Annotated in this window: 11 protein-coding genes, 1 tRNA gene, 2 rRNA genes and 5 pseudogenes (1 of these 19 cut by a window edge); 9 read left to right on the top strand and 10 right to left on the bottom strand. The window is 58.1% G+C overall.

The window, feature by feature from the left end; translation table 11 throughout:
- Positions 1–34 precede the first annotated feature (34 nt).
- The 8 genes and pseudogenes from K3724_RS00450 to K3724_RS00415 all read left to right on the top strand — a co-directional run bounded on the left by K3724_RS00450 (position 35) and on the right by K3724_RS00415 (position 5,951).
- Positions 35–1,735, top strand: coding sequence for a hypothetical protein (locus K3724_RS00450; RefSeq protein ID WP_259989068.1), 1,701 nt, complete (start codon positions 35–37; stop codon positions 1,733–1,735).
- Positions 1,732–2,466: a DUF3726 domain-containing protein gene (locus K3724_RS00445; protein WP_259989066.1), complete on the top strand. Its 735-nt coding sequence runs from the start codon at positions 1,732–1,734 to the stop codon at positions 2,464–2,466. Before K3724_RS00450 ends, K3724_RS00445 begins: the two co-directional genes overlap by 4 nt.
- A gap of 393 nt (positions 2,467–2,859) precedes the next feature.
- On the top strand, positions 2,860–3,210 hold the full coding sequence (gene tnpA / locus K3724_RS00440) for an IS66-like element accessory protein TnpA (RefSeq protein ID WP_259989064.1): 351 nt from the start codon (positions 2,860–2,862) through the stop codon (positions 3,208–3,210).
- Positions 3,207–3,305: pseudogene (locus tag K3724_RS00435) on the top strand (IS66 family insertion sequence element accessory protein TnpB); the annotation flags it as partial. The gene tnpA and the pseudogene K3724_RS00435, both read left to right, overlap by 4 nt.
- Positions 3,291–3,461, top strand: a pseudogene (locus tag K3724_RS00430) (type 1 glutamine amidotransferase domain-containing protein); the annotation flags it as partial. The pseudogenes K3724_RS00435 and K3724_RS00430, both read left to right, overlap by 15 nt.
- A 109-nt stretch (positions 3,462–3,570) precedes the next feature.
- Positions 3,571–4,185 (top strand): glutathione S-transferase family protein, encoded by a 615-nt coding sequence (locus tag K3724_RS00425; protein WP_259989062.1) that lies wholly within the window; start codon positions 3,571–3,573, stop codon positions 4,183–4,185.
- 27 nt (positions 4,186–4,212) lie between these two features.
- Complete coding sequence (locus K3724_RS00420) at positions 4,213–4,809, top strand: SDR family oxidoreductase (protein WP_259992529.1); 597 nt, start codon at positions 4,213–4,215, stop codon at positions 4,807–4,809.
- A gap of 343 nt (positions 4,810–5,152) precedes the next feature.
- A pseudogene (locus tag K3724_RS00415) lies at positions 5,153–5,951 on the top strand (IS5 family transposase).
- 303 nt (positions 5,952–6,254) lie between these two features.
- Here K3724_RS00415 and K3724_RS00410 read toward each other — a convergent pair.
- The 7 genes and pseudogenes from K3724_RS00410 to K3724_RS00380 form a co-directional block, all read right to left on the bottom strand.
- Positions 6,255–6,728 (bottom strand): GNAT family N-acetyltransferase, encoded by a 474-nt coding sequence (locus K3724_RS00410; protein WP_259989060.1) that lies wholly within the window; start codon positions 6,726–6,728, stop codon positions 6,255–6,257.
- 219 nt (positions 6,729–6,947) lie between these two features.
- The gene (locus tag K3724_RS00405; protein ID WP_259989058.1) at positions 6,948–8,306 is read right to left on the bottom strand and encodes an MATE family efflux transporter; all 1,359 of its coding nucleotides are present in this window, start codon (positions 8,304–8,306) and stop codon (positions 6,948–6,950) included.
- 717 nt (positions 8,307–9,023) lie between these two features.
- Positions 9,024–9,911, bottom strand: a complete 888-nt coding sequence (locus K3724_RS00400) for a DMT family transporter (protein ID WP_259989056.1) — start codon at positions 9,909–9,911, stop codon at positions 9,024–9,026.
- A 402-nt stretch (positions 9,912–10,313) separates the two neighbouring features.
- Positions 10,314–11,254 (bottom strand): annotated as a pseudogene (locus tag K3724_RS00395) (transposase).
- Between the two features lie 12 nt (positions 11,255–11,266).
- A pseudogene (locus K3724_RS00390) lies at positions 11,267–12,167 on the bottom strand (tyrosine-type recombinase/integrase).
- Between the two features lie 169 nt (positions 12,168–12,336).
- Positions 12,337–12,750, bottom strand: coding sequence for a recombinase family protein (locus K3724_RS00385; protein ID WP_409201394.1), 414 nt, complete (start codon positions 12,748–12,750; stop codon positions 12,337–12,339).
- A gap of 40 nt (positions 12,751–12,790) precedes the next feature.
- Positions 12,791–13,917 (bottom strand): IS3 family transposase gene (locus K3724_RS00380; RefSeq protein ID WP_259989052.1). Its coding sequence is split into 2 segments (ribosomal slippage): positions 12,791–13,653 and positions 13,653–13,917, totalling 1,128 coding nucleotides; the frame shifts between segments, so codons are not numbered across the junction.
- A 66-nt stretch (positions 13,918–13,983) separates the two neighbouring features.
- Here K3724_RS00380 and K3724_RS23895 point away from each other — a divergent pair.
- Positions 13,984–14,724, top strand: coding sequence for a zinc ribbon domain-containing protein (locus K3724_RS23895; protein WP_409201412.1), 741 nt, complete (start codon positions 13,984–13,986; stop codon positions 14,722–14,724).
- Here the strand turns inward: K3724_RS23895 and K3724_RS00370 are convergent.
- The 3 genes from K3724_RS00370 to K3724_RS00360 all read right to left on the bottom strand — a co-directional run.
- Positions 14,681–14,757, bottom strand: a tRNA-Met gene (locus tag K3724_RS00370). The two genes, K3724_RS23895 and K3724_RS00370, sit on opposite strands and share 44 nt — an antisense overlap.
- A gap of 46 nt (positions 14,758–14,803) precedes the next feature.
- Positions 14,804–14,918: ribosomal RNA gene (rrf, locus tag K3724_RS00365) — 5S ribosomal RNA — on the bottom strand.
- A gap of 212 nt (positions 14,919–15,130) precedes the next feature.
- A 23S ribosomal RNA gene (locus K3724_RS00360) occupies positions 15,131–16,390 on the bottom strand (it continues 1,584 nt past the right edge of the window).

Raw genomic sequence — 16,390 nt, 5'->3', positions numbered from 1 at the left:
GCGAACGCGCAGGACTGAAATGGGAGGGCATTACATGCTCGCAGCACTTACCGAAAGGATGCGGCCGGAGGCGGAGGTCATGGATCTGCAACGCCTGGGGTCATTGCATTCTTCAACGCTCAGCTTCATGCGCACTTTGGTGCGGCGGATCATGAAGGAAGAATGGGACATCAGCCGCCGGCTGTTTGATCTGGACCCGGAGGGCTACGGCACGGCCATCTATGAAATCCGAACGCCCAATGGGGTTTTCAGCTTTGTGCTGTTTTCCACCGAATTGCCTGATGAGGAGCGAAATGACCGGGTCATTGCAACCAGTTGGGATCTGACCATGGCGCTTTGCGAAGGCCTGGTGGATGATGTTTGGCTGGAGGACCTGCGCCGCAATGTGCCGAAACAGGAAGCGGGCCGGGTTGATGCGCGGGTGTTCAGCCTGTCGCGGGCCAACCGTTCTTCCCGGCTGTTCAGCTATGTGCTGGATGAGTTGAGCGCAGGCCGCCAGCCCGACGCGCAGCGCATTGCCGAAGTCGGCTATCTCTACCGAACGACGGCGGTTTACGGCAGCGGCAAACTGGGCATGGCGGACTGGAACAAGGTCCGGGCGAAGTTTCCGGATTTCAACCGCCCGTTTGCACCGGAAATGTTCATTTGCTTCATGCTGCGCCAGTTCAGTCTGGACCAGGTGGATCATGTCGCCAAATCCCGCACACCGGATACCGCGGTGTTGCTGGACGGTCGGCTGAAGCGGTTCTTTGGCATCGGCAATTCCACGGGCCTGGGCATGGCGCCATATCTGATCAACCATGGCGAATTATTCAGCCAATGGGTGGAAATGCGCGAAACGGCGTTGGCGCAAGTCTTGCAAAAGGCGGCTCCGACCGCTTGGCGCATCAGTCTGTTCCACGATCTGGTCAGCCGTGCCAAGCAGCACTTCGGCGAAAGCCACACCAGCGAGGCCGAGCAGATCGACCGCAACCAAATACTGATTGCGGAACTGAGCGAAGTGGACAGCTGGCTGGCCGCTTCAGGCGATCAGCTGACAACCTGGTCGGAGCTGACGGACTACGCCCGCGATGCCTGGAGTCTGGAAACCCAGGAACTGGTCAACTCCATCTGCCTGGAAATCCACCCCGAGCTGGTCAATGATCTGGAAGACAATTTTGCCGTAATTCCCAACCCGGTGCTTGATCCGGCGATGAGCACTGCAGCCCTGCGGCAGCTGATCGAAACCCGGTACGGCTGGGCGCTGGAGATCGATTTTTCCGACGCCACTGAGACCGATGCCTTCTGGTATCGCTCGGAAGAAAAGCTTGAGCCGCGGCTGGGTTTTGCCGGGGCCGATCCAGGGGTGGAAAAGCAGATGCCGCTGCCGATCGGGCGCCGGGTGCGCGAATGCTATGATCTTCTGATACAGGACCTGGCGGAAAACACCGACAGCGATGTGGTGCATTTCCTGCTGCGCCACCCGGCGATGAAAAGCATAGTGCGCCGCATTCAAACCATGTCCCGGCACAAATACGCGGAAATCCGGGCCAATCTGGCCAGCCGCGACATCCGCCCGATGGACATGCTGCGCTGTAAGCTGGCGTTCTTCGGCGTCAGTAAATTCGACCCGCGCTCCAAACTGTGGGTGCGCAACACTATGTACCAAGGCGCCCCGCTGATCGAGGACATCGGCCAGACATACGATAGCTGGTTCCTGCCGCTGAAACCCCAAATGGAGGAGGTCCGGGCATGAGAGTTTCCCGCAACGAAATGATCGCGGCGCTGTCACGCGCATATGAAGGTGCCGGACATCAGACCGGAGATTATGAGGATGCTGCACAGCTGATCACCTGGTCGCACATGTGCGGGTTGGGCGGGTTTGAGCGCATCACGCTGCCGCCCGAAGCCCCCAAAGGCGGCGTGGCGCCTCGGCTGGATTATGAAAACGCAGGGCTCGCAGTTATTGACGCGGGCGGCGCCGAAGTCTGTGAGCACGGCTCCCTCGCGGCTGATCTCGCCTTTGCCAAGGCACAGGAAACAAGCTTTGCCATCGTGGAGCTGATCAATTGCCGGTATCCAGACTTGATCCTGCGCAGCCTGTCGCTGGTAGCCCAGCAAGGGGTCTATATCGCCGCCTACTGGAGCGATCAGGCTGGACGGCATGGGGCCAGCTTCGAAAGCGGCGCGGTGTTCCCCAACTATTGGAGGGTGGAACACGCCGGAGCAGGACAAGAGACTTCTGCTCTGACCATTATCTGTACTACGCAGGCAGCCTTGCTGGCGGATGCAGTCACGCGGCAGGCCGAGCATCCTGAACTGCAGCGGTTCGAAGTCACCGCAGCGCAGCTGGCGGCCAATTATGATCAGTCGCTGGAGCGTGGCATCTCGGTGTCTTCAGACCATTGGTCCGCGTTGAATGCAGCTGCTTGGCCGATCCTGGTGCCGTCAGATGACAAATCCCGGGCAGGGGCTGGCCCAGCCTAAGTGCCGGCTTGATAGCGTTCCAGTGTACAAGAGCGATAACTGTGACGGTCTTAAACCCGCTACTGGCTCAGGCAGAGACAGCAAAGCACTTTTCTGCCTGTGCCATGTGTGACTAGCCAGGAAACCTATGCTGCATGCGCCCCTCTTTGATACATGGCCTCAGAGAGCCGCCTGATACACCGATGTGTCCTGGCTTATTGGCTGACTTGAGGCCGCGTCATCGCAGCAAGCGTCATGCATCTCCGGCAGGCCGGCGCGGTTAAGCGGTGGGCTGCCGGTTTTCCTGTTGGTTTGTCAGCATTACCGTAACCGTCCGGTCTGCCCGCACTGACGGTGATCGTAAGTGAGGGATAATGTCCATTAACGAACAAATGGACATTATCGGAGTGGAACATGTCGAAGCGGCGCAGGCGGCGGACTTGGTCTGAACGCGAGAAGCGCATGATTTGCGCGCAGACGCGGGTGCCCGGTGTATCGGTTGCCCAAGTTGCGCGGCGCTACGATGTGAATGCCAATCAGGTTTTCAATTGGCTTAAAGAGCCGCGGTTTGCGGCGGAGGCCGATGAGGAGCAGGAAGTACCCCGCTTCCTCCCGGTTGAAGTTCTGGACGCTGAGCCTGCTTCAGCCCGGCCGGATGCCGGTGCGCAGATCGAGGTGGAACTTGCCAACGGCCACCGCCTGAAGGTTCAGGGCGGCTTTGATCCCGATGCGCTCGCCGCATTGATCCGGAAGCTTTCGACGTGATCCCGGTTCCGGCAAACACAAAGGTCTGGCTGGCGGCCGGGGTCACGGACATGCGTAAGGGGTTTGGCGGTTTGTCGGCCTTGGCCGACGTCGTGCCATTCCTTGTCGAGGATATGCTGAAGTCGAACGGTGGCGACTACAAAAAGGGCGAAGACTGGGCATCCTTTGTGGTGACGGACGGAAAATTGGTGACAGGCCAGAACCCGGCCTCTTCGGAACATGCGGCCAAGAAACTGCTGGCGCTGCTCTAGTCCTGCATCATGTGCGCTCGATACCTTGGGACGTCCTCGTTTGGGCCGTGCGACCAAGACCCGGTGAGCGCACGAACGACCACTTACAGATGAAAGCGATCCGCCTGCCATGATTACGCTCCACGCCCTGCAGTATTCCCGCGCCACCCGCATCCTGTGGCTGCTGGCCGATCTGGGCCAGCCCTGCAACCGGATCGGCTATAACCGGACAGACGATTTTCGCGCGCCCGATGAATTGTCCAAGGTTCACCCGCTGGGCAAATCCCCAGTGATCGACGACGACGGCGAGATGATCGCGGAATCCACCACGATCCTGCGTTATCTGGCGGCCAAGTTCGACGACGACACCCACACGCCGCCGCGCGACACGGCCGATTACTGGCGGCACGAAGCGCTATTCGATTATGTTGAGGCCTCCTTTGCCGAGGTTGCCGTGCGGGCGATCATGCCCGCATTTCAGGGAAACCCGGTGCCTGACGATGCAAAAGCGGCGCTCGATACCAACCTTGGCTATATCGCGCGGGCCATCGGTGACGGGCCGATGTTGTTCGGCAACACCGCGATGCTGGCGGACATCCAGATGTCCTATATCATCGCGTTGCTGGCGCGCTTGGGCCTGTTGGCCGATCATCCCAAAATCGCGGCCTATTGGGACGCGTTGCAGGAACAGCCCGGCTACATCGCTGCAACCCGAGCGGCGGGCCCGATGGCACCGCCCGCTTGAATTTAACGAAAAGACTCTCTTATGCCGATGAATTTCCTGATTGCCGGTGCCACCGGCAAGACCGGCCTGCATCTGACTCAGAACTTGCTGGATCAAGGCCACAACGTGACTGCATTTGTCCGCGAAAGCTCTGATACATCGACCCTGCCCGAAGGCACAGCCCTGCGGCACGGCGATCTGACCGACCTGCAACCGGGCGTTTGCGACGGAGCCGAAGTAGTGATTTTTGCTGCAGGTTCTGGTGGATCGACCGGGCCCGAGATGACCGATAAGGTGGATCGCGACGGCGCGATGCGGCTGATCGATCTGGCGAACGACGCGGGCGTTGAACGCTTCGTGATGCTCAGTTCCATTGGCGCGGATCAATCCGACCCGTCGGGCGACCTGGCGCACTACCTAAAGGCAAAACATGACGCCGACGAACACCTCATGGCGTCCGGCCTGACCTATACCATCCTGCGGCCCGTCTCGCTGACTGATGACGGTCGCAGTGACAATGTCATTCTTGGCGATAAGGTCGATCCGTCTGCAAAGGCCAGCCGCGCCGACGTGGCCGCCGTGCTGGCAGAGGCCGCAACGTCTGACAAGCACGACGGGCAAGCGCTGAAAATGCAATCGGCCTAAGAAATGAAGTTGCCCGACAGAATTTTAGTTGGGTACCAATCCTTGAAATTCGAAGAGGTATCGCCGCGCAGCTTCGTGCAAGAGTGCCGTTTTACGCTTCGAGTTTGACTGAAACGCCTGGGACGGTTCGCTGAATTTGTTGATGAATATCGTCAACGCATAGGTTTGATCCTAACCCGGCAGAGTTGAACAGTTCTGCCGTTGCATTGGGGTGCGATCGCCGATTTCGACACGCCCAGCGGTGCGAGCCTAGACCCCGCTAAAACGTTCGCGATCGCTAGGGTCAGGACCCATTGATTTCCGGTGGGTGGTGTGATTCACGGTTCGAAAAATGAGCGGTGATATGTCTGATCTTTTCTGGCAGACGGACGCGCAGATGGCCCGTCTTGAGCCTTATTTTCCGAAGTCCCACGGTAAGCCGCGTGTTGATGACCGGCGTGTTCTGAGCGGAATTATCTTCATCAATCGCAATGGCTTGCGCTGGCGTGATGCTCCCAAAGATTACGACCCGCACAAGACTTTGTACAACCGTTGGAAGCGGTGGAGCGACAAAGGCATCTTTGCCCAGATGATGGCCGGTCTGGCTGCTGATCACGGTGAGGAAAAGACCGTGATGATCCCCTCTCGGGACATCACCTCGTGATGCCCTGCCGGGCAATGGACGCAACTTACCTGAAAGCACACCGTACGGCCTCCAGTCTTGGGGTTAAAAAGGGGGGCGTGGGCGCCTGATCGGGCGCACTAAGGGCGGCATGAACACTAAGCTGCACGCAATCTGTGACAGCCAGGGGCGTCCACTGAACCTGTTCGTGACCGCCGGACAGGTCAGTGATTACACCGGTGCAAAGGCGCTGCTAAGTGGCCTGCCTGACGTCCAATGGCTTCTCGGAGATCGCGGGTATGATGCCGATTGGTTTAGAGAAGCGTTGAAAGACAAAGGGATACGCGCCTGCATCCCCGGTCGAAAGCAGCGCAAGAAAGCCATCAGATACGACAAGCGCCGGTACAAGCGGCGCAACCGCATTGAGATTATGTTCGGCAGGCTGAAGGACTGGCGGCGGGTTGCAACACGATACGACAGATGCCCAAAAGTCTTCCTGTCAGCAATCGCGCTTGCAGCCCTCGTTATCTACTGGCTTTGAAACTCAATGAGGCCAGAGCCTAGGAGCTCTGAAACCAGCCATTCGTCCATCCCGCAGCATCGGTCATTGTGGGCTCTTCACCCTATTTCGCCGCTTCCGGCCCGGAGGTCGGCTCATTAGAAACGAACGGCCGCCCCGCGAAAGAGACCGCTGAAGTTCAAGGGTTTAGCCGATTTCGCTGATGGCCGGTACCGTCCTGTCCCTATCGCGGTGCTTGCTGCGTTGGCATTCGGCGGCAGTGGGCCCAAAGCCCCTAGTGCCGCGCACCACATGAATGTCGGGAAGCGAAGCGCAGATTACCAGTCAGAACACCTTTTCAAGTATGGCGATATCAATTGGCGGAAGGTTTTCATCTCGCCCAGAAAACACGCCGTTTCCTACTTTAGCAAAACCCCATCTCTGGTAGAATGGAACCGCGTTAAGCGTCGCCTCGATTTTGACTATTCCGCTTTTGTTGGGAAGGGCATCCTCAAGAGCACGCTGCATCAGGCCAGCGCCAGCACCTAGACCCGTATGGTCGGCATCTACGAAGAGGCGAACTACCTCTCCGGCCTCACCATGCGCAAAGCCAATTGGTTCGCCGTCCAGTTCCGCGATCCAGATAACTTTTCCAGCGCAATCCTCCTGATAGTCACCTGCGACGCGGCCGACCATCCATGTGTCAACAACTTCCTGACAATAAGGTGTGGGAGCCAGCCGAGAAACTGAGCGCGAAACGAGTTCAAAAACCGTTTGTGCATCCGCGGAATTTGAACGTCGGTATGAGACATTGGTCATTTGATGTCATCCTTGTTGTGGAATGATTTTGAGCTGGGGTCCGCCTTCTTTGGAAACTTCAAGCAGGTAGAATTTCAAGGTTCTTCAAAAAGCCCGTGTGAAAAATGCGCCTCAGTTTCGGCGCCGATGTTGCCTGCTTAAGTGAACATCGTCATTTTTGTTCCTTTCATCAGATGCTTATTGCGACCGGGGCACCGCTCTACGCGCCGTGGCAGCAGTTCAGGATTCGTGCAAATGGGCGCTCTTTGGGAGGATGAGACGGTTCCACAGCAGGCCCAGAACAAGGGTCGCTAACAGGAAACCGAGCACAAGACCGTGCCAGATTGAGACCGGCATAGGATCTTGTTGCCTGAGCAAGAAGACTTGCGCCGGGACCGCAAATAACCAGTAGCAAAAAAGCACAACAATCGCTGACCTGGTTGTCACCCCAACACCCCGTAGGCTGCCCAGCAGGACCATAAGCACAAGGCTGAAAATCAGTGACGGCAATGACCAGAGGGTAAAGGCATACAGAAGGGCCGTCACCGCTTCGAATTCAGGGCCTCCCACGTCAAAAAAGACCAGAGCCAGGACAGGCCGCGCCAGAAGAGCAAGACCAACAAGCGGCACGAAGAGCAGCAGGGCTGCGTGAAGGATCTGCGATAGCTCGCGCCTTGCGGTTTCCTGGTTAAGATCTCCGAGAGACGCAAAGCGGATGGCTGCAAAATCTCCGAAACCCAGGGCAAAGAGCACCAAAACCTCGCTAATTTGCATGGCGGCGCTGTGGGCCGCGACAGCCTGCGTACCGAACTGGGCCATCAACACCAGGGAGAGACTCAGGAAGCTGATCGTCAACATGATGGTTATCCCGGCAGGTAGACCGGTTCTAAGAATTTCAAACCCGACACGCATTTTTTTTCGGGCGTCCCTAAACAGGTGGCGGCCAACCTGTGCGAAACCATCGACATGCCTGCTGCAGGAAAGACCAATTACCGCCGCACCAAGGGTGGAGGAGATCATTGTTGCCCAACCCGCGCCAGTCAGCCCCAGTGCGGGGGCTCCGAAATGACCGAAGATCAGCGCATAGTTCGCAGTGATGTTGGTTCCGAACTGGACCAGTGCCCCATACAACACCAGAATTTCCTTTTCCTCGAAGGCCAACAGTTCCCAGAAGACGATGCAGAATAGGTTCGGAAGCAACGCAATGCCCAGCAGGATGACATAGGAATGGGCGCTGTCCGAAACCGACCAGTTTTTAAGAAAAGAGCCCAGAACCCAATTGGCCTGAGCAAGCATGGTTAAGCCGACAAGCGCATAGAACACGATCAGCCAGAGGACCACCGAAAGCGCTCCGATGTGCGGTTCGCCCGCCCCCTTGTCCCGATGGTTGCGGCCGTAGATTGGGCTGAAGCCAAACACGATGCCCTCACCCAGAACCAGTATTACCAGATAGACCTGCATCATGATGCTTCCTTCGGCCATCCCCGAAAGATCGTGGTGTCCCAGCATGGCCATGTCGGTAAAGACCAATGCGGCCAGAGACATGTTTGCCAGACTCAGCGGAAGCGCGCGGCGATAGATTTTGAAAAGGTTATTCATTTGAAATTGTCCGATAATGCCCTGAAAAGCGAAAAGTATCCGCCCCGGGGTTCTCCGGGTTGGATCCTAGGTTTGCATGGGCATCAGGAGCAGCACGAAGCCGAGCGCGGATATCAGACGCGGGTAAGCTTCACTTTGGCAAAAAGCAGCCCGAAGGCGTCTCTACCGAAAGGCTTTTCTCGTGAAAGAAGCGTCTGATCAACCCCGCAAACCATTCTGCGGGGCCAAGACAGGTCCACGGGTTCGGTCGTGATAACGTTTGAAATGCATCCAACCCTCCCTGATCTGAGTGGACAGTGTGACTGTACCGAGGACTGTTCCCCTGTCAACGAGTTGCAGTTTCACATTGGACGGGCCGACGAAAATACTCTTTGCCATTGGAGGGATGCGCAGCTAATTCACGCTTTGTCCCGCTCTTCGTTAGCAGCTCCTGGCTGCAACGAAAGGGCGGTTTGAATTCAGCGTCTCAGAGTGGCTTTGAATGGCCGGTCTCGCGACTTCGGTTGCAACGCAGCGATGAGCGCGCCGCACCTGCAAACGATTGCTGCGTCAGCAAACACCCGGAAAGGCAATGGCAGCATAGTCCGCTCACTGCTAGTCCAAGCCCGACCAAGCGAACGGCCTCTGTCTCAGAGATCCGCCATTCAGGCTGGGCGCGGTGAACCTACGGCATGAGCCCATAATAACTGATGCTGCGTTCTGCACGAACGGCTGCTTTCAACGGCGCATACTGTTCAGGACCAATCCCAGCAAAACAAAGCTGCCACCCCAAAGATGGTAGGTTTCAATCCTCTCACCCAACAAAAGAACGCCAAGCGCACCTCCAAAGAACGGGACCAAATTGTTGTATGGGGCCGCGATAGAAGGTCCGACACGCCTTGTTCCCCAATTCCAAGCAAGGAACGCTAAAATGGAAGGGAACAGCGCGAAATAAACCATCGACCATGCAACTAAGGGGGTGTCGGGCATCGGAACAACACCTCCGCTTGCAACCGCTAAAGCAGCCAATACCAAACTGCCTATCACCACCAGCACACCGAGAAATGACACTTCTGATAAGCCCGCAGGTTTCAAAGGCAACGACACGCAATATCCGGCCCACGCGAGTGCGGATACGATTGCCCAAATATCACTACTTGCGATCTGGAACGCGAAGAGAGCCTCTAAACTTCCCCTGAATACCAAAACAAGCGCGCCCAGTAGGCCAAACAATACTGCCGCTGCACCAACCAATCCAACCCGTTCTTTCCAGACAAAGGACGAAATCAGCACGATCAAGACTGGCGCGACGGAGAGATAAAGGGATGCGTTAAGTGCCGTGGTCTGAGCGACAGCCATAAACAGCGTCGCTGGATACACGACGACGCCCAATGCTGAAATCAGTGTCAGGCGCGGTAGGTTCGCTCGGATAATTGACCCATGCTGATCCCATTTTGAAATTAGATAGGCAGCGAACAGAACCGAGCCCGGTCCCCACCTCCAAAGAGTGAGCCAAAGGGCCGATCCTTCGCTCAAGCCAAATCGGCCAACCGCATAGGAACCGCCCCATGCAAGACATGCAAAAACAAGAAAGAGATGTGCGGCAATAGATGAGTTGTTGATCATACGCCGCAGATACCAGCCTTTAGAAGGACATGGCATAGTGAAGTTGTTATTTAATGCCGGCCTTGAATGTCTAAGGTTTGTCGATGCGGGCCAGTTGGTTAGGTTGGGCTTGGCGGGGTGGCCCGCGTTGACAAATCTGACAAGGTGGAAGCCGCGGGATGTGTATGCTGCGCTATGGGGAAAGCGCAGGCATCCGCCATGGATATTGGTGGAATTTTCGCGGGGTTTGCTGAGCTTGGGCGATTGGCGGCACGGCCTTTGGGGCAGTGTCTGGAAACTTCGCGGGTCTTGCCGGGGCGGTTTTCATCGTCTTGAGCTGCGAGCACGGGCGTAGGCCAAAGCGCACCGTTGACCAGCATGGGAAGTTTCTGATCTCAGAGTGGTTGTGAGACGGGCTTTTCATCATGCAGCCTGCAATCTTGGCGGTACCCGGGATCGCGGAACCTCACCGCTCCGGAAGGTTTCGATGATGCGCATGGGTCCGCCGCAATCGGGGCATGGTTCGCGCAGGGTCAGGGGTTCTTTGAGGCCGTCTGCTGGCTGATCCGGTTCGCCAGAGCCCGCCGTTCCGAGAACCGCGCGGACCCGGGCGACTTTCTCTTTGCGACCACTGCCCGCGAGGAAGCCATAGTGCCGGATGCGGTGGAACCGGCCGGGGAGGACATGGATCAGAAAGCGGCGGATGAACTCGTCGGTTGAGCCGCATCACCTTCATCCGGTCCCCGCGCTTGATCCGGTAATCCTTCCAGCGGAACGCTACGGTGTCGGCGTCAGCGCTGACCAGGCGATGGTTTGAGATCGCCACGCGGTGTGTGTACCGGCTCAAATAGGCAAGCACCGCCTCCGGACCACCGAAGGGCGGTTTGGCATAAACAACCCAGTCGATCTTGCGCAGCGGGGCCGGCCATTCAGCGAAGGCGGGTGCGTCTGCCAATCCCACAAGATCTCCGAAGAGTCTCAAGTGCCCGGCACCGTGCAGCGCCATCAGCCCGTCCAGAAACAACCGCCGGAACAGCCGCGACAGCACGCGTGCATGCAGAAAGAATCCGGGCTTGCACGCGACCCACCGGGTGCCGTCCGGCGACAGGCCGCCACCCGGGACGATCATGTGGATGTGGGGATGATGGGGCCACGCCGGAGGCGTGCTTTCAGCACGACGCCGAGCCCCAGGTGTGCAGCACACTGGTCAAGCCGACACGGGCGCCGAGCGCCCCCGTTCGGCAGGCTTCAATCGCTGACATGGCCTTCAACTGCGCCAGGTTCAGATGCCCGGCATTGGCCCGCCGATAGGCAGGACCGTGGGTTCGAAAGATGTCAGCAACCTCCAGCTTCGGGCGCGGCACTGCCCGCGCGCGTCACTCCGGCCTTCGGTCCCTGAGCTGCACCAGCAACTCGTAGGGGCTGTCGGTGTCGCGGATCAGCTTGGTCGCGACATGGGTGTATTGCGCCGTCGTGCTCAGCTTGGCGTGCCCAAGCAGAACTTGAATGACCCGCACATCTGTTCCGGCTTCTAGCAGGCGGGTTGCGAAGCTGTGGCGCAAACTGTGCAGCGTGCTCCTCGGCTTCTTGATCCCAGCCAGATGCTTGGCTGCGCTGAAGGCACGGTGCAATTGGCGGGGTGAGAGCGGATTGATCCGGGGCTTGCCTGGAAAGAGCCAGCCATCCGGCCGCGCCTCGCGCCAATAGTCGCGCAGAAGCGCCAAAAGGCCAGGCGGCAGCATGACCTTGCGATCCTTGCCGCCCTTGCCTTTCTCGTGCCTTTCTCGTGCCTTTCTCGACATGGATCAGCATCCGGTCGCTGTCGATATCGGTGACCTTGAGATTGCAGACCTCCGACGCCCGGAGCCCGGTGCCATAGGAAATGCTGAGTGCAGCGCGGTACTTCAGCCCCGGGCCGGGCGCGACCTTCAGCAGCTCGAACACCTCTTCGGCGCTGAACACGACCGGTAGCTTCCTTGGCTCCGTGCGGTAGTGCAGGCATTGCTTCATCTCCGGGCGCTGGCATGTCATCTCGAAAAAGAACCGCAGCCCGACAAGCCGCACATTGTAGGTCGAAGGGGTGACATTCGTGTTCACCATACGCAGCTGGTAAGCGCGCAGGTCTTCGGGCGTTGCAGTATCCGGCGACCGGCCAAGAAACTCGGCAAAATATCGAACGGCCCTGATATGCGCTTTCTGCGAACTCTCCCCGAGCCCTTTGATCCGCATATCTTCGATCATCCGCTCTCGAAGCGGTGTGGTCTTTGTGTCCGCCATGGGACCCTCCTGTCTGTTGATTGAGAGACCCCAATCGTCAGACAGACACGCCCATTCCCAAAATCTCAGTCGTCAGATCATCCCGCAACGGTATCACCGGGCGCCCCTGCCGCGGTAGCGGCTTCGTCCTTGTTCGCGTCTTTCCAGTTCGATCATAACGCATCGAAGGTCAGGTCTGTGTCCGTTTCAGGGTCCGATAAGCTGTAGGTCTGGACACGGAAAACACCTCAGCCAGGTCGCTGATGGAGTAGTCTCCGGTGGCGTGCATGCGACGGAGTTCTTTCTGCTGCTTCTCTGACAGCTTGGGCTGTTTGCCACGTAGCTTGCCCTTGGCGCGGGCGATAGCCGCGCCTTCACGGGTCCGCATGCGAATGAGATCGGACTCAAATTCGGCAAAGGTCGCAAGGATGTTGAAGAACATCTTTCCCATCGGGTCAGAGGGATCGTACACGGACGCGCCAAGGGCGAGCTTAACGCCCTTCGCCTCGAGCTGATCCGCAATGAGGCGCGCATCCGGGACGGAACGGGCCAATCGGTCCAATTTAGGCACGATAAACGTGTCCCCCTCTCGAACAGCGGCCAAAGCCTGTGATCAGCCCCACCTGAGTGGTCCGGTTTGATTGTTAGTGCATGACCGGCCTTTGATCCACCAGAACGATGGTTTCCGGCGCGGGTGGGCGATACCCCAGAGCACTGTGTGGTCGCTTGGTGTTGTAGTGTTTCCTCCATTGTTCGATCAGGATTTGAGCCTCGCGGAGGCCGTAGAATATCTCACCGTTGAGCAGTTCATCGCGGAGCCGGGCGTTGAAGCTTTCGCAGTACCCATTCTCCCAGGGTGATCCAGGCTCGATGTAAGCGGTTCTGGCACCAACGGCTGCAATCCAGTCCCGGACAGCCTGGGCGACGAACTCAGGCCCGTTGTCAGACCGGATATAGGCCGGGATACCGCGCAGGATGAACAGGTCGCTCAAGGCGTCGATCACGTCACCTGAGTTCAGCTTTCGCTTCACCCGGATCGCCAGGCATTCCCGGCTGAACTCATCGAGGATGTTCAGCGTGCGGAAGACCTTGCCATCCTCCGTCCGGCAATGGACAAAGTCATAGCTCCAGACGTGATGCCGGTATTCTGGCCGCAGCCGGACACAGGAGCCGTCATTCAGCCACAGACGCCCCTTCCTAGGTTGTTTCATTGGCACTTTCAGCCCCTCACGCCGCCATAGTCGTTCGGCCCGTTTGTCGTTGACCTGCCAGCCTGCCCCTCTCAGCAATGCTGCGATCCGCCGATAGCCGTAGCGGCCATACTGGCGGGCAAGCACGATCATGTCCGCAACCAGGCGTGCTTCGTCCGCCCGGCCCTTGGGCAGCTTGCGCTGCGTGGATCTGTGTTGCTTCAGGACGCGGCAGACGCGCCGCTCAGACACCCTGAACAGGCTGCGCACATGGTCGATACAGGCCCGGCGGCGGGCGGGGCACAGAAGTTTCCCTTCGCAGCTTCCGTCAGGATGAGCTTGTCCAGGGTCAGGTCCGAGACGGCGCGACGCAGCCGTTCGTTTTCTTTCTGCAATCGCTTGAGTTCCCTGAGTTGGTCGGTTCCCATCCCGCCATACTGTTTGCGCCAGCGGTAATAGGTCTGCTCGGTGACGCGTACTTCGCGGATCGCATCCACCCGCGCAATCCCTTGCCCGACAAGCACCTCAACCTGCCGCAGCTTCGTGACAATTTCTTCGGGTTTGTGCCGCTTCGTTCCCATTCTGATCCTCCGTTTTCCTAAACATAACGGCGGACCACTTCACTGGGGGAGGATCACTCCGGCCTGATGGCCTGCGGCTGCTGCGGCGGCGGCTTTGCCAAGGTCTCCAAGGACAGCTTCGGCTGCTCCCCGGCCCGGAACAAGGGTGCCGCAGTCTGCAGCAACAAGCGCACCATCAAACAGGCCGACTTGGAAGCCCGGGTGCTGGATGCGCTGGCCAACCACCTGATGGATCCGGACGCGGTGCAGATCTTCTGCGAGGAATACACTGCCGAGCGCAACCGGTTGAAGGCCGCAGCCGCCGGGAACCGCAAGGAAAAGGAACAGGCGCTCGCCCGTGCCAAGCGCGATCACCAGAAGCTGGTGGATGCAATCATCGCAGGCATTCCCGCAGATCAGGTGAAGGACCGGATGATCGAGCTCGACGCGCGGCGCCAGCAGCTGGAACGGGAGCTGGAGCAGACCCCTGCCCCGGACACGGTGGTGTTTCACCCGTCGATGGCAGAGGCCTACCGGGAGCGGGTCACCCGGCTGATCAAGGGCCTTGGTTCCGCCGCAGGCATGGAAGAGGCCAAGGAGGCACTGCGCGCATTGGTGGAGCGGATCGTGCTGACGCCTGCGGCGGAGGGCGCTGGCCTGGATCTGACCCTTGAGGGCGATCTGGCGGGTCTATTGCATCTTGCGGCGGGTGCGGAAGGGGTGAACACGAAGAAGGCCCCGGACGGTAGATCCGAAGCCTTTGATATATATGAGGAAATTGTGTTGGTTGCGGGAGCAGGATTTGAACCTGCGACCTTCAGGTTATGAGCCTGACGAGCTACCTGGCTGCTCCATCCCGCGTCAGGTTTTTTTGAGACCGTATTGAGAGATATTTGGATTTTACTAGGTTTGGCGGTGACCTACTCTCCCAGGGCTTGAGCCCAAGTACCATCGGCGCGACAGTGCTTAACTTCCGGGTTCGGGAAGGGACCGGGTGTTTCACTTGTGCTGTAGCCACCAAACCGAGAAAAATCCAAATACCGAAGGCATTTGGATTTTTCTCGTGTGGCGGTCGGCAGCGTATTTACGAAGTAAATGCGCGAGAGACCGCACCTGAGTTATGTCACGGGGACATTACCAAATGCGTTCGGCTGCAATCAACGTTGTCCAAGCGTTTGTATTATGGGATGTGTTTGCTTGTTTGGTTTTTCCGTAACACTGTCTGTTACTGGATCAAATCAAGCCTATCGGGCGATTAGTACCGGTCAACTGAATGCATTGCTGCACTTACATCTCCGGCCTATCGGCGTGGTGGTCTTCCACGGCCCTCAGGGATACCTTGTTTTGAGGGGGGCTTCCCGCTTAGATGCCTTCAGCGGTTATCCTGTCCGAACATAGCTACCCTGCACTGCTGCTGGCGCAACAACAGGTCCACCAGTGGTTCGTTCACCCCGGTCCTCTCGTACTAGGGGCAACTCCTCTCAAGTATCCTACACCCACGGCAGATAGGGACCGAACTGTCTCACGACGTTCTAAACCCAGCTCACGTACCTCTTTAAACGGCGAACAGCCGTACCCTTGGGACCTGCTCCAGCCCCAGGATGAGATGAGCCGACATCGAGGTGCCAAACACTGCCGTCGATATGGACTCTTGGGCAGTATCAGCCTGTTATCCCCGGCGTACCTTTTATCCGTTGAGCGATGGCCCTTCCACTCGGGACCACCGGATCACTATGGCCGACTTTCGTCTCTGCTCGACTTGTCAGTCTCGCAGTCAGGCTGGCTTCTGCCATTGCACTCAACGAGCGATTTCCGACCGCTCTGAGCCAACCTTCGCGCGCCTCCGTTACTCTTTAGGAGGCGACCGCCCCAGTCAAACTACCCGCCACGCAGGGTCCCGGATCCGGATAACGGACCGCGGTTAGATATCAAGAGTGCGAAGGGTGGTATCTCAAGGGAGGCTCCACCGCGACTTGCGTCACGGTTTCGATGCCTACCACCTATCCTGCACATCACAATCCTGATACCAGTGCGAAGCTGTAGTAAAGGTGCACGGGGTCTTTCCGTCTAACCGCGGGAAGCCTGCATCTTGACAGGCAATTCAATTTCGCTGAGTCGATGTTGGAGACAGCGGGGAAGTCGTTACGCCATTCGTGCAGGTCGGAACTTACCCGACAAGGAATTTCGCTACCTTAGGACCGTTATAGTTACGGCCGCCGTTTACCTGGGCTTCAATTCGGAGCTCTCACCCCTCCTTTTAACCTTCAGGCACCGGGCAGGCGTCAGACCCTATACGTCGTCTTGCGACTTCGCAGAGCCCTGTGTTTTTAATAAACAGTCGCCACCCCCTGGTTTGTGCCCCCGGATTCCACTTGCGTAGGACCCGGGCCTCCTTCTCGCGAACTTACGGAGGTATTTTGCCGAGTTCCTTCAACATCGTTCTCTCAAGCGCCTTGGTATTCTCTACCTGTCCACCTGTGTCGGTTTAGGGTAC

It is taken from the genome of Leisingera sp. M658 (assembly GCF_025144145.1).
Taxonomy (GTDB): domain Bacteria; phylum Pseudomonadota; class Alphaproteobacteria; order Rhodobacterales; family Rhodobacteraceae; genus Leisingera.
This window is presented reverse-complemented; position numbering and strand designations above follow the sequence as displayed.

What these genes read in the sequence shown, in the direction of transcription:
- K3724_RS00410 (WP_259989060.1), bottom strand. Translation starts at nt 6,728, where the DNA reads ATGACCAATGTCTCATACCGACGTTCAAATTCCGCGGATGCACAAACG.
- K3724_RS23895 (WP_409201412.1), top strand. Translation starts at nt 13,984, where the DNA reads ATGGCCTGCGGCTGCTGCGGCGGCGGCTTTGCCAAGGTCTCCAAGGAC.
- K3724_RS00445 (WP_259989066.1), top strand. Translation starts at nt 1,732, where the DNA reads ATGAGAGTTTCCCGCAACGAAATGATCGCGGCGCTGTCACGCGCATAT.
- tnpA (WP_259989064.1), top strand. Translation starts at nt 2,860, where the DNA reads ATGTCGAAGCGGCGCAGGCGGCGGACTTGGTCTGAACGCGAGAAGCGC.
- K3724_RS00425 (WP_259989062.1), top strand. Translation starts at nt 3,571, where the DNA reads ATGATTACGCTCCACGCCCTGCAGTATTCCCGCGCCACCCGCATCCTG.
- K3724_RS00450 (WP_259989068.1), top strand. Translation starts at nt 35, where the DNA reads ATGCTCGCAGCACTTACCGAAAGGATGCGGCCGGAGGCGGAGGTCATG.
- K3724_RS00400 (WP_259989056.1), bottom strand. Translation starts at nt 9,911, where the DNA reads ATGATCAACAACTCATCTATTGCCGCACATCTCTTTCTTGTTTTTGCA.
- K3724_RS00405 (WP_259989058.1), bottom strand. Translation starts at nt 8,306, where the DNA reads ATGAATAACCTTTTCAAAATCTATCGCCGCGCGCTTCCGCTGAGTCTG.
- K3724_RS00420 (WP_259992529.1), top strand. Translation starts at nt 4,213, where the DNA reads ATGAATTTCCTGATTGCCGGTGCCACCGGCAAGACCGGCCTGCATCTG.